The following is an 11,995-nucleotide window of genomic DNA, read 5'->3' as shown; positions in this document are numbered from 1 at the left end:
TTCAATGAGCTTCGCTGCCATAAGTGACAACTTCTATATACTAGCATGGTTTAGATTTTTTGTCAAACCTTTTTAAAAAGTTTTTTAAACTTTTTTCGTTTCGGTCGTTCGTGACGACAAGAAATAATATAACATGAGTTGTTTGTTAATGTCAAATACTTTTCAAAGTTTTTTATTTTTAGCAACTCAAGATGCATTGCTCTTCGTTCGTGACGACAAGAATTAATATAGCATGGGTTGTTAGCTTAAGTCAATAGCTTTTTTAACTTTTTATAAATTTTTTGTGAATTCTTTTTTGTTCTTCAATTTTATCAATAACCTCTGATGAATAAAAATCATTTGAGACGATCTATAGTCCGACCATCTCAAATGTTTTAACTTTTATTATCGATTGATAATTCTATATTCTTTGACTAAGTTCCTTTGTTAATTCTTCATAACCATCTTTACCAAGTAAGGCAAACATATTACGTTTATAGGCTTCGACTCCCGGCTGATCAAATGGGTTGACACCATTAAGGTATCCAGAAATAGCGACTGCCATTTCAAAGAAATAAATCATTTGACCGAGGCTTTCTTCATTCATTGCTGGAATGTTAATAATAAGATTAGGTACCTCTCCGTCCGTATGGGCAATCATAGTTCCTTGATAAGCCATTTGGTTAACAGTTGACATTTTTTCTCCCTCTAAATATGAAAGACCGTCAACGTCTTCTTCTAATTGAGGGATTGTTAAATCTTTCCTAACTTTTTGGAAGTTTAATACCGTCTCAAATATATTTCGTTGGCCATCTTGAATAATTTGACCAATTGAATGTAGGTCTGTTGAAAAGTTAGCTGAACATGGGAAAATTCCTTTATGATCTTTTCCTTCAGACTCGCCAAATAACTGTTTCCACCATTCACCGAAAGCTTGTAAAGCTGGTTCATAGTTGATTAACAATTCATTGACCTTTCCTTTGCGATAGAAAATATTTCTTATAACAGCATACTGCATGGCTTGATTTTTTGCTAAATCCTCATTTAGATAAAGCTCTCTAGCAATTTTTGCCCCTTCAATCAGCCTTTCTATGCTTGCACCACTTACAGCAATCGGAAGCAAGCCCACTGGTGTTAAAACTGAGAAGCGCCCACCGATACCATCTGGGATTACAAAAGACTCATAATTATTTTGTTGGGCTTCTTTTTTTAATGCTCCTTTAGCTTGATCGGTTGTCGCATAAATTCTTTGATAAGCTTCTTTTTTTCCATATTTTTTGATTAGTTTTTCTTTTAAAACCCGAAAAGCAATTGCTGGTTCCGTAGTTGTTCCTGATTTAGAGATGATATTAATAGAGAAATCACGCTCTCCAATTACTTCTATTAAATCATTCAAGTAAGTGGATGATATGTTGTTACCAGCAAAAAGTATTTGAGGCAAACTTTTGCTTGGAGCCATCATATTATAAAAAGTATGGTTTAAAAAATCTATGGCTGCTTTAGCTCCTAAATAGGATCCGCCTATGCCGATTACTACTAATACTTCCGAGTTCTTTTGAATTTTTTGAGCTACTCCTTTAATTCGCTCTATTTCGGATTGGGGGAAATCAAGTGGCCAATCAATCCAATCCGTAAATTCAGAACCTGCCCCTGTTTTTTCTTTAAGTTCACGTAAAGAGGATTCTGCGAACCCACTTAAGTGCTCCATTTCTTTTTCTTGAAAAAAGTTCAAAGCCTTCGAATAATCAAAGCTAATTGTTTCCATTTATAAACCTCCTAAACTTCTATCTTGGTATTAAACTCATTTTCTTCAATAGAATGCATTGCTTGATCAATCCATTGTGGCATCTTATCTGCTATGGTCTTAAATCCTATGTCTGGTAAATTCCGTCTTTTTTTTCTTCGATTTCTAACAGGAAACAATGGGGTGTTAATTTTATCTAGTGCTCGCATGGATAAAGAAATTTTCTTACTGTATTCATCAATATCAATTACAACTACTTTAACTTTTTCTCCAATATTAATGAATTCATCTAAAGCCCCTACATATCCATGTTTACATTCGGAAATATGCACTAGACCCTGTTCTTCATCAGAAAGCTTTATAAAAATACCATAGTTCTGGATACCGGTTACTTCTCCTTCAATAATATCTCCTATTTTAAACTTCATATCGATTACCGTGCTTTCTCACTTATTTAGAAACGGTAACGGATTCAATCATCACATCTTCAACCGGTTTGTCTTGAGGCCCTGTTGTAACATTTTGGATAGCTAAAACATTCTCCATACCTCCAACGACTTGACCAAAGACAGTATGGCGTTGATCCAACCAAGGGGCTCCTCCTTTTTCTTCATAAGCCTTCACAACTTCATCAGGGAACCCTAAGTCTTTTAACTGTTGGAGCATATCAGCCGGTACATTTGGTGCAGTTACAATAAAAAATTGACTGCCATTTGTATTTGGTCCTGCATTAGCCATTGAAAGAGCTCCATAAAAGTTAAAAAGATGCATTGAAAATTCATCTTCAAAACTTTCTCCCCATTTGCTTTCACCACCCATGCCTGTTCCTGTTGGGTCTCCTCCTTGGATCATAAAATCTTTAATAACTCTATGGAAAATCACGCCATCATAGTAGCCTTCTTCAGCTAAAGTAATGAAGTTTTCGACTGTCCTGGGTGCTTGTTCTTTAAATAATGCTAATTCAATGTCACCCTTATTAGTATGTAAAACAACTTGACTTTGTATTTCCTCTGTCTTTAATTGTGGAAAATTATTCATTTTATCGCTCCTTATATCTATTTTCTCTATCATTTTACTCGAAAAAAAACTAAATTTATAGTTAAAGGGTCTTATTTTTGTTAAGATAGTTAGTGTTAAAAATAAAAAGAAGGATAAGGATGCTATGAATTACCCATTAATTGCTGCTTTTACCGCCATTTTTTTCGCGCAAATGATTAAATATCCAATTGCCTATTATTCAAAGCGAAGTCCTAAATTAGATATAATCACTTCTACTGGTGGCATGCCCTCATCGCATTCGGCTGCCGTCGCAAGTTTAATTGCCAGTCTTATATTTGAATACGGTTTTGCTTCAGCACACGTAGCCATAGCAACTGTATTCGGTGTTATTATCATGTTCGATTCTATGGGGGTCAGACGTCAAAGTGGTGAACAAGGCCTTGTAATTGATGCTATCGTTAAACGTCTCTCTCAATCAAATTATGAGGATATAAATGTTCAATCAATTAAAGAAAAACTAGAAGACTCTGAATTTGAAACTGAAATTATTGATAATTATCAAGACCTTATAGTTACTAAATACCTTGGACATAAACCAACAGAAGTATTTGCAGGTATTATTACAGGCGGATTTGTGGCAGTAGTCATGCGCTTAGTATTCCTTGCGTTTTTTTATTAGAAAGGCAGAAATTATGGAAAATATTTATGATATAACAATTATCGGTGCAGGCCCTGTAGGCCTTTATACCGCTTTCTTCGCTCATATGCGAAACGCAAAAGTAAAAATTATTGAGTCACTTGAGGAGGTGGGGGGGCAACCAAATCATCTTTATGGTGAAAAGTTGATTTTCGATATTCCTGCCTATCCTTCGATTAAGGGGAATATTTTGAGTCAAAAACTATTTGAACAGGTCAATCATTTTAAACCAGATATTTCTTTGGGAGAAGAAGTCTTAAATCTCTCTCCCAGAGAAGATGGCATCTATACAATTCAAACTAGTAAAGAAATTTATTACTCAAAGACCGTTATCATTGCAGCAGGTAATGGAGCTTTTCAACCCCGAAAGCTTGGAATGGATAATGCGAATCATTTCGAAAATCATTCCTTACATTATATTGTTAAAAAACCTGAACATTTTAAGCATCAGAGGATAGCAGTATGTGGAGGAGGAGACTCTGCAGTTGATTGGGCACTCACCCTAGAACCAATTGCTAAAGAAGTCTATTTAATACACCGACGTGAAAACTTTCGAGCTTTAGAAAGCTCAGTATCCAAATTACATGCCTCGTCTGTTAAAATTCTAACCCCCTATAAAATTTTAACCTTAGAGGGTAAAAATCACCAGCTCGAATCACTCAAGCTTCAGCAGGTGAAATCAAAAAAAATAGTAGAACTTTGCCTCGATCAATTAATTGTCAATTATGGCTTTTCTAATTCTTTAGGCCATATAAAAGATTGGGGACTCAAGCTTTCTCGCAACCAAATCAAAGTTTCATCATTAATGGAAACTAATTTGCCTGGTGTTTTCGCTGTTGGGGATATTGCTGACTATCCTGGTAAGGTAAAGATCATTGCAGCTGGATTTGGTGAAGCCTTATTAGCTGTTAATCAAGCCTTACACTTCATCGATCCTAATTATCGACCGTCGCCCTTACATTCATCAACTATTTTTGAAGGAGAGTTCAATGACTAAAGATTATATTCACTTAAAACACCTAGAATCCAGATCCTATGAATTGCTAGCTGAAAGAGGTGTTAGCATCGAAGAAATCGCTAAAATCGTCTACGATTTACAAAATACTTATGTTGAGACTTTAACTATGCAAGACTGCATTGATAATTTACATGCTGTGATGCAAAAACGAGAAGTTCAAAATGCTATTATAACTGGAATTGAATTAGATATTGCTGCTGAAAAAGGACTTTTGTCTCCACTTCTATGTGACTTATTAATGCGTGATGAGAGCCTCTATGGAATAGATGAAATTCTGACTCTATCAATCGTCAATGTTTATGGATCAATCGGTCTTACTAATTTCGGTTATTTAGATAAGCTTAAACCGGGCATTATTGGTAAACTAAATGATGAAAAAGATCAGCGGTGCAATACATTTATTGATGACATCGTGGGTGCCTTAGCCGCTGCCGCTGCAAGCCGAATTGCGCACGCACAACCACAAACTGATGAAATTTCCGTTCCTCCAAAAAAACCAAGTCATTTATAAGCTAAAAAAAGATAAGCTCAGCAGCTGAGCTTATCTTTTTTATATTTTCTTTTTAATAAACAAATAAATAATTCCTAACAATAATTCATATAGCATAACGACAACAATTAGTAATAGAAAGAAGTAACTATCTGGAAGCACATTAATGACAGGATCTGTTAAAGGATCAAACAGCCATAAATCATTTTTAAAGAAAATTTGGTGAAAAAGAATAAAGATTTTATCAAAAGCGATAACTGCTAGAAATAATAAACCAATTGGCAACATGTAACTTAGCATCATATATATCTTAAGATAGGGATTACGTCTCCTCTGCTTGCGAATATTTATCAAAACAATCGCTAAAACAAAAATTAAAAACAAAGCTGCCATCATGGTTAGCTGGATTAAAACTTTAACTTCAGCAAAATGCTGAATCCCTCCGTCAGAAGAGGCAAAATCAGGCAATAGCATTTGACTTTCCATCGGATGGGTTAAGAAATCAACAATTGTTTGATAATTTTGATTTAATTGCTCACTCGTTAATCCAACTGTTTCATGCAATTTAAAATATTGATTAAAGATTCTATAAATAACTGGCGATAGAAAAACGGTCAATGAGATTGCCCCAGTTAAGGATGCTAGGCAAAATAAGCAAACTCTGGCAAAATTTTTAATGTGGTCAGTCAAACTATGGATCCTCGCTTTCTAATAAAGGCTAGTTGGGGCGTTTTTTTATAACGAAATCCTTCTTATGATTGATTCTGTTTGTCGGCTTATTCATCTTATTAGACCCGACAGTCAAATTGTTTTTACTTTCAGATTTACTTAGTGAGTGGCTTTTTTCATTTCTTCTCTTAATTTTAGGGGTAACAGTCTTAGAACGATGGCCGAGATTTTGAATTTTTCGATTCGTTCTTTTTTGATAGCTACGTCCCCGTGTGTTTTTATTTGAAGTTCTTGGATAAAGTGTCTTACTTTGAATGTTATTTATCTTGCCCGCCCTCAATCGATCTAATAAATGAGGATATTCAGCGATAGAGCTTTTTTTTCCAATAACAAAATACTTGGCGCCAAAATTACAATATTCATTGATATAATCCTCTAACGTTTCAATACGTTGATCGAAAGCCACTTTGGGTGTTCCGATTTGATAAAATCCTCTTAAGCGAAGCTGATTAAAAGCCCAATCACCAACAATATAATCATACTTAGCGAAGAGGTCTTGATAGCGATTATAGAAGGCTTCAAAGTCAAAAGCTTCTTGATGATTAATAATCAAATCGTATTCTTCGTCTTCAATCATTAAGGAACTGTCATTTAAAAATTTAATGTTTTTAATAACATCTTCATTTAATTCATCGCCCGTTAGGTCATCCAATAGTCGATCTATTTGTTTGTTAATTTTTAACTCTTTTGTTGAATCTGTCATAATTTACTCCTGTTCTAAAGGGAATTCTCCCTGAAAATAATCACTGATAATATGTCTTAAAATTAAGAAAGATAATCGTTAGTTTATCGTATTTCATTATAAACGGTAAAAAGGAAGATAGACACAGTCATCTAGACTGGCTAGACAATACATTTGTTCATTATCTAGCATTTCACAATCTATTAGCCATCGATTAATCCAACGTTCATAGAAACACCTTTAAAGAACATTGTAGCAAAAAATATACCTCCAAATCTATTGCCAAAGAGTCCCCTACTTGCTAATGTAAACTTTTGATGATTCATTTATTCGGAAAGAAATCTTAATAGCTACCGCTTTGCTCAATACGCTTTCTTTGGTATTGATATAAACTACTCTGATATATCGCTTTTTCAGCTATCAATGCTATTTTATTAATAGATAAAACATGCAATTTAATTAACTATCCTTCTGCAGTTACATTTTTAACTCGTTATAAAAAGACCTCCTCTTAATAACAAAAGGAGGTTTTAAATGGACTATTTAAAAATACCTAAAAGTATATAAGCGACAATTAAGAATATTACACCAAATATAAGGTAAGTCATCCATTCTTTTTTTAGACGCGGAATTGGTTTTGCAATCACATAACCGGCAGCTAAGACTATCATAACAACCATGATAAGCACTGAAAAGACAGTTGCTGGTATAAGATAACTAAGTAAATAAAGTATCGGTAAGACAATAGCTACTGAAATTAAGGGAAGACCCAAATAGAAATTCTCTTCATCTATTTGATAAGCTTGAAATTCCAAGGGACGGTTAAAATGTGCTAAACGAATGGCTACAGCAGTTAAGTAGACTGCAATAGTAATCATACCTAATATTCCACCTTGAGTAGCTGTTAATAATAATCCAATTGGAATCAAACCAAAGGATAGAAAATCAGCTATAACCTCTAACTCTGTGGAAAAAGCTAGTTGTGCATCTGTCTGGTCAAATTGCTCAGAAATATCAATTGAATACTCATTAAGAATGGCTCCTATCATCATAGATATTAAACCATACTCAATTGCCCCTATATAGGCAAAGCCTAATCCTACAATCGAAAAAACTATTTGAACTAAGACGATTAAATTGGACCGATGTAGATCTCCTAACATAATCTTTCCTCCTCACATGAAATGTATGTCAACTCCTATTTTACCGATAATATGCTGTTTTTAGCAAGTGTTAAAATTAAACTTTCAATAAATTGAAACTGATTCTGAAATTAGTTATACTACTGATAATTAATTGACCATAATTGGGGGAAATATTATGCAGTGGAAAATAGTAACTGACTCTGGCGCGAGTATTCGTTCTGTCAAAGATATCAACGAGGAAATAGAGTTTGAAGTTGTTTCTTTAATACTGAATATCGATGAGCATACATATAAAGATAACAATCAAGTGGATACCCAAACTCTAGTTAATAAAATGGAAAGTGGCCAACAGACTGGAACTGCTTGTCCAAGCCCTGAAAGTTATGCACAAACATTTGAGTCCAATCAAAATGTTTTATGTTTCACTTTATCTTCAGGTGTTTCAGGCTCTTACAATGCTGCTTGTTTAGGAAGAGAGTTAGCCTTAGAGAAAAGTCCTGATGCTAATATTAAAATCATCGACAGTCGATCGGCTGGAGCTGAAATCGACCTACTTATTACTCTTGCTGCAAGTATCATTAAAGAAGAGACTGATTTTGATTCGGTAGTGGCAAGAATTGAAAAAGAACATTTAAATACAAATGTCAATTTTTTGTTAGAATCTGTTGATAATCTAGTAAAAAATGGCCGAATATCTAAAATTGTTGGAAACATGATTGGATTACTAAATATACGTTTAATCGGAAAAAGAAGTTCTGAGGGTACGATTGAACTTGCTCAAAAAGCTAGAGGCCATCAAAAAGCAATGAAAAAACTTTGGGCAGAAATAAAAAGCAAGGGATTTAATGGAGGGAAAATATTTATTAACCATGTCCTAAACCCGGAAGCGAGCCAAGAACTTCAGTCAATGATTCTTGCAGAATTTCCACATGCAGAAATTAATATTTTACCTTCTTCTGGCTTATGCACTTTCTATGCTCAAAGAAATGGTCTAATTGTTGGCTACCAAACCAAATAATTCAAACAAAGAAGGCTGCCTTAAACATCCCTTAAGGCAGCCTTCTTTGTTTACTATATATTTTTATTAATAAAGTGAAGGATTTGACTCACTATCTTTCTCACTTGATCATCATGTCCTAAAAGAATCTCGTGCTCACTTGAAGGTACAAGGAAGTTTAATGAATTTGGAAGACAATTATAAAAATGGAAGATACCCTCTTTTTTTACAATCTTATCACTAGCTGCTCGGAAGATGAGACTTGGAAAAGTCATTTTCTTGATTTCTTTTTCTTGATGGATAGTTTGCAAAGCATCTAAAGATGCCTTCAACCAGTTAATAGAGCCTGACTTGGTAGGATAAAGATGAAGTTTTTTATTGAGTTCAAAAAAGAAGCGCCCTCTTACTTCAGAATTGGACAGCTGATTGGGTGTTCTGAAAACTAAATGGTCATCTATTCCTCCATTTGAATCTTCAGGTAAATAATTCTTACCCCGGCCGACTTTTTGCATCAAGCTAGCGCTCATATGCGCCAATTCCATTGGCATTCCCTTAGTATCAATCGCAAGCATTGGGGAGGATAAAATAAGACCATCTACTAAATCTGGCCATAATTGAGCAAAGCGAGAACTGACAGCCCCACCCATTGAGTGTCCAAATATAAAGAGAGGCTGTTCTTCTCCACCCAGTTCTTTAACCCTTCTTACTAGGCATTTTAAATCATTGATATAAACGTTAAAATCTATAATATCAATTTGGGTTTGGTTAGGTGATAATTTAGATTCCCCATGTCCTCGTGCATCATAAGTCAGTACTTGAATTCCTGATTGTAATAAATAATATACTAATTCTCGATATTTTTCTTTAAATTCATTAAAACCATGGACAATAAGGCAAGTTGCTTTGGCTGTTTCTAAAGCATAGAAGTCATAAGCTAAGTGATAAGCCCCTTGGTTAATTGATCCCTCTTGTCTTAAATTATCGATAAATGGGCTTAGTTTTTCATCCCAATTCTTCTCATATTCTTCTTCTTGCAACCAATCCATGGAATTTTCAATTTCAGCTAATTCAAGCAATCTTTCAGCATGACTAATCTTAGGAAGTGGATGCTTAAAATTTTGATGTAATTGAGAAGCTAGAGAAATACTTGCTAATGCAAGAGACCATCTAAGGTAATTGTTACTTTTCATATTATCCTCCCTATTTAAAGTTTCTGTGTGTCAAAGTTTAATACCACAACAATCCGCACATAGGACGAATCATCTAGACGAAAATCACTGGCTGAAGCTTTAGCAGATATAAATACCGACCGCATGTCAGAAAAATCTTCATTTTGTTCGAAAAAAGCTTTGGCTAAATATTGAGCGAATACTGCTTCATCTTTAGACCAAGTATCTAAATGAATATCATCAGACGAAATAAAAACCTCATATAAGTTTTCGCCAATCCGATATTGATTATTTTCAATCTCGTAAAAACGCTCGCGGAAATTTAGTCCCTCTGTAGTTTTAGAATCTAAATATACATAATTGTCTAACTCATCGAGTCTAAGTAGATTCCCATTTGACAAATATGGTGCTAGATAGACTGTTTGTTGTGGGAGATAAACTCTGTTAATTGCTTCTATAAATGACCTGTTTAGCTGACTTATATCTAACTGCTTATTAAAAGAGTCTGCCATTTGCTGGCCTTTGATAAATCGAGGATGTGCTAAAACTGCTTGTGGATACTGGATGGGTTGTTTATTCCCTGGGTACGACTGAATCTGATTAATTATATCGGGAGAGTCTTCATCTGGAACTTTTTCAATTCCAATCAGTTCCTCAGATATTTTACTGAGTCTTTGATAAGTGGATAAACCTTCTTGAGACAAAGCTTGATCGATCATTTCTTCATGAAAGTGATAGATGGTGCTTAGTCCAAGTATTATAAATAAGAGTTTAAAATAAAAAGATAGAGGAAAATATTTTTTCAATCGATTCGCCTAGCTTTCTTTTTCAAAATTTGGTTTACGAATTAATAAAGGATCAACTATATGGTAACCTTGCTCACGATAACCGTCTACCATCCTCGAGATAGCACCATTAGTCCATGGACGATCATGCATAAGAATGTTTGCTCCTGCCCTTAAATAATCATTATTTAAAGACACTTCTAATAAAGCTTCGCTTTCTAAATACTCATCCATCCAATCATATCCAAAATTCCAAGTCATTAATTGCATTTCTAGTTCTTGGCATATCTGATAGGTATCCATGTTAAACAAACCAAAAGGCGGGCGGAACCATCTTGGTTTTTCTCCTGTAATTTCTTCAACCAAATCACTTGTTTGTTTAATTTCTTGATACTGCTGGTCGTAGGTCATTTCTTTTAAGTTAGGATGATGCTGAGTATGATTACCGATTTCGAATCCCATATCATAAATTTGCTTGGTAATCTTTCTCCCCTTTTCCTCTGTTAAGAACATACCATTCACTAAGAAAATAGCATTTACATCCTTAGCTTTTAATTGTTGGGCAATTTCAAGTGCATAGGAATTCGGTCTTTGAGGCGCATCATCAAAGGTAAATAAAAGAACTTTATGATCACTACTATCGTATAAAGGAAATATTTCCGAAGAAATATCAGGGTTTTCTTGCATATAGTAGGCATAGCCATCCTCATCGACTTCCGCATAGTTAGAATAATCTGTCCAAGCTTGACGAGTACCATCCTTTTTTAAAGAACTTTCTTTAGTGGAATCTTCATCGTAAGTACTCTCTAGTATTTCTAATTCATCAAGCTGTACTTTTTTTGATTCTGTTTCTTCGTTTAAAGGCGCCTTTTGACAAGCGGATAAACAAAATAATAAAAGAATTAAAGCCGAGAATTTCATCAATAATTTGTCCTTTCTAAATCCGATTTGCCTTTTTAGTTTATAATAGAAAGAATTAAAGTTAAAAGCAAGACTATCCTAATACACGCTACATTTAACAAAAAAGTCCCTAACTCACTAAAAGAGTTAGGGGATCAAGCAGGCTATTCATAGCGAGTTAACTTTTGTAATAAGCGTTTCATTTCGAGCACTTCATCTGTAGTGAATTCTTCAAAAACTTCTAACAAATGTTTACGGTGCTCAGGATAAATCTCATCCATCAACTTAGTACCTTCTGCTGTAATTTCAGCAAAAGTTACACGACGGTCATTTAAATCTGGCTTTCGTTCCACATAACCCTTATTACACAACTTATCAATCACGTAAGTGGTTGAAGAGGAAGCAATTAAAATTCGATTCCCAATTTGTTGAATTGGTTGAGGGCCACGATTATATAATAATTCTAATACAGCAAACTCCGTCACATTCATATCTGAATGATTCGCATCTTTTTTCACCAATTTCTCAAAGTAGGCATGTGCTCTCATCATACCAATATATGTTTTTAAAACTTCTGTATCTCGATCTAACATCTACTCTCACCTTCTTATCTTAAAATTTTTAATCTCGAAAGCGAAATAATTATATCTTATCTATTAAA

14 protein-coding genes are annotated in these 11,995 nt (G+C 34.3%); 4 read left to right on the top strand and 10 right to left on the bottom strand.

Going from position 1 to position 11,995, the window contains the following annotated elements; translation table 11 throughout:
• Positions 1–400: 400 nt before the first annotated feature.
• The 3 genes from ACQV2Q_RS07670 to ACQV2Q_RS07660 are packed head-to-tail and all read right to left on the bottom strand — an operon-like array spanning position 401 to position 2,761.
• A complete protein-coding gene (locus ACQV2Q_RS07670; RefSeq protein ID WP_428874507.1) occupies positions 401–1,744 on the bottom strand; it encodes a glucose-6-phosphate isomerase in 1,344 nt (447 codons plus the stop codon).
• 11 nt (positions 1,745–1,755) lie between these two features.
• The gene (locus ACQV2Q_RS07665; RefSeq protein ID WP_428874509.1) at positions 1,756–2,151 is read right to left on the bottom strand and encodes a CvfD/Ygs/GSP13 family RNA-binding post-transcriptional regulator; all 396 of its coding nucleotides are present in this window, start codon (positions 2,149–2,151) and stop codon (positions 1,756–1,758) included.
• Between the two features lie 22 nt (positions 2,152–2,173).
• Positions 2,174–2,761, bottom strand: coding sequence for a peptidylprolyl isomerase (locus tag ACQV2Q_RS07660; RefSeq protein ID WP_428882413.1), 588 nt, complete (start codon positions 2,759–2,761; stop codon positions 2,174–2,176).
• Positions 2,762–2,885: 124 nt separating this feature from the next.
• Here ACQV2Q_RS07660 and ACQV2Q_RS07655 point away from each other — a divergent pair, with 124 nt between their 5' ends.
• From ACQV2Q_RS07655 to ACQV2Q_RS07645, 3 genes are read left to right on the top strand one after another with little or no spacing between them, the layout of a single operon-like run.
• Complete coding sequence (locus ACQV2Q_RS07655) at positions 2,886–3,401, top strand: divergent PAP2 family protein (RefSeq protein ID WP_428874511.1); 516 nt, start codon at positions 2,886–2,888, stop codon at positions 3,399–3,401.
• Between the two features lie 13 nt (positions 3,402–3,414).
• Positions 3,415–4,416: an NAD(P)/FAD-dependent oxidoreductase gene (locus ACQV2Q_RS07650; protein ID WP_428875484.1), complete on the top strand. Its 1,002-nt coding sequence runs from the start codon at positions 3,415–3,417 to the stop codon at positions 4,414–4,416.
• Positions 4,409–4,948, top strand: a complete 540-nt coding sequence (locus tag ACQV2Q_RS07645) for a phosphatidylglycerophosphatase A family protein (RefSeq protein WP_428874513.1) — start codon at positions 4,409–4,411, stop codon at positions 4,946–4,948. Before ACQV2Q_RS07650 ends, ACQV2Q_RS07645 begins: the two co-directional genes overlap by 8 nt.
• Positions 4,949–4,987: 39 nt before the next feature.
• Here ACQV2Q_RS07645 and ACQV2Q_RS07640 read toward each other — a convergent pair whose 3' ends face one another.
• From ACQV2Q_RS07640 to ACQV2Q_RS07630, 3 genes are all read right to left on the bottom strand, one after another.
• The gene (locus tag ACQV2Q_RS07640) at positions 4,988–5,617 is read right to left on the bottom strand and encodes a TIGR01906 family membrane protein (RefSeq protein ID WP_428882412.1); all 630 of its coding nucleotides are present in this window, start codon (positions 5,615–5,617) and stop codon (positions 4,988–4,990) included.
• A 28-nt stretch (positions 5,618–5,645) separates the two neighbouring features.
• On the bottom strand, positions 5,646–6,359 hold the full coding sequence (locus tag ACQV2Q_RS07635; RefSeq protein ID WP_428874515.1) for a YutD family protein: 714 nt from the start codon (positions 6,357–6,359) through the stop codon (positions 5,646–5,648).
• Between the two features lie 518 nt (positions 6,360–6,877).
• Complete coding sequence (locus ACQV2Q_RS07630) at positions 6,878–7,501, bottom strand: hypothetical protein (protein WP_428874517.1); 624 nt, start codon at positions 7,499–7,501, stop codon at positions 6,878–6,880.
• 157 nt (positions 7,502–7,658) lie between these two features.
• Here ACQV2Q_RS07630 and ACQV2Q_RS07625 point away from each other — a divergent pair, with 157 nt between their 5' ends.
• On the top strand, positions 7,659–8,501 hold the full coding sequence (locus ACQV2Q_RS07625) for a DegV family protein (RefSeq protein ID WP_428875487.1): 843 nt from the start codon (positions 7,659–7,661) through the stop codon (positions 8,499–8,501).
• A 53-nt stretch (positions 8,502–8,554) separates the two neighbouring features.
• Here ACQV2Q_RS07625 and ACQV2Q_RS07620 read toward each other — a convergent pair whose 3' ends face one another.
• The 4 genes from ACQV2Q_RS07620 to ACQV2Q_RS07605 form a co-directional block, all read right to left on the bottom strand.
• A complete protein-coding gene (locus ACQV2Q_RS07620; RefSeq protein WP_428882410.1) occupies positions 8,555–9,670 on the bottom strand; it encodes an alpha/beta fold hydrolase in 1,116 nt (371 codons plus the stop codon).
• A 14-nt stretch (positions 9,671–9,684) separates the two neighbouring features.
• Positions 9,685–10,455: a hypothetical protein gene (locus ACQV2Q_RS07615; RefSeq protein WP_428882409.1), complete on the bottom strand. Its 771-nt coding sequence runs from the start codon at positions 10,453–10,455 to the stop codon at positions 9,685–9,687.
• A 9-nt stretch (positions 10,456–10,464) separates the two neighbouring features.
• On the bottom strand, positions 10,465–11,355 hold the full coding sequence (locus tag ACQV2Q_RS07610) for a polysaccharide deacetylase family protein (protein WP_428882408.1): 891 nt from the start codon (positions 11,353–11,355) through the stop codon (positions 10,465–10,467).
• 143 nt (positions 11,356–11,498) lie between these two features.
• Complete coding sequence (locus tag ACQV2Q_RS07605; protein WP_428874522.1) at positions 11,499–11,927, bottom strand: MarR family winged helix-turn-helix transcriptional regulator; 429 nt, start codon at positions 11,925–11,927, stop codon at positions 11,499–11,501.
• Between the last annotated feature and the right edge of the window lie 68 nt (positions 11,928–11,995).

It is taken from the genome of Facklamia sp. P12950 (genome assembly GCF_050409465.1).
In the GTDB taxonomy this organism is placed as follows: Bacteria; Bacillota; Bacilli; order Lactobacillales; family Aerococcaceae; genus Facklamia.
This window is presented reverse-complemented; position numbering and strand designations above follow the sequence as displayed.

Bases quoted from the DNA above. Each gene is read 5' to 3' on its own strand.
- ACQV2Q_RS07670 (WP_428874507.1), bottom strand. From the start codon at position 1,744: ATGGAAACAATTAGCTTTGATTATTCGAAGGCTTTGAACTTTTTTCAA.
- ACQV2Q_RS07665 (WP_428874509.1), bottom strand. From the start codon at position 2,151: ATGAAGTTTAAAATAGGAGATATTATTGAAGGAGAAGTAACCGGTATC.
- ACQV2Q_RS07660 (WP_428882413.1), bottom strand. From the start codon at position 2,761: ATGAATAATTTTCCACAATTAAAGACAGAGGAAATACAAAGTCAAGTT.
- ACQV2Q_RS07655 (WP_428874511.1), top strand. From the start codon at position 2,886: ATGAATTACCCATTAATTGCTGCTTTTACCGCCATTTTTTTCGCGCAA.
- ACQV2Q_RS07650 (WP_428875484.1), top strand. From the start codon at position 3,415: ATGGAAAATATTTATGATATAACAATTATCGGTGCAGGCCCTGTAGGC.
- ACQV2Q_RS07645 (WP_428874513.1), top strand. From the start codon at position 4,409: ATGACTAAAGATTATATTCACTTAAAACACCTAGAATCCAGATCCTAT.
- ACQV2Q_RS07635 (WP_428874515.1), bottom strand. From the start codon at position 6,359: ATGACAGATTCAACAAAAGAGTTAAAAATTAACAAACAAATAGATCGA.
- ACQV2Q_RS07630 (WP_428874517.1), bottom strand. From the start codon at position 7,501: ATGTTAGGAGATCTACATCGGTCCAATTTAATCGTCTTAGTTCAAATA.
- ACQV2Q_RS07625 (WP_428875487.1), top strand. From the start codon at position 7,659: ATGCAGTGGAAAATAGTAACTGACTCTGGCGCGAGTATTCGTTCTGTC.
- ACQV2Q_RS07620 (WP_428882410.1), bottom strand. From the start codon at position 9,670: ATGAAAAGTAACAATTACCTTAGATGGTCTCTTGCATTAGCAAGTATT.
- ACQV2Q_RS07610 (WP_428882408.1), bottom strand. From the start codon at position 11,355: ATGAAATTCTCGGCTTTAATTCTTTTATTATTTTGTTTATCCGCTTGT.
- ACQV2Q_RS07605 (WP_428874522.1), bottom strand. From the start codon at position 11,927: ATGTTAGATCGAGATACAGAAGTTTTAAAAACATATATTGGTATGATG.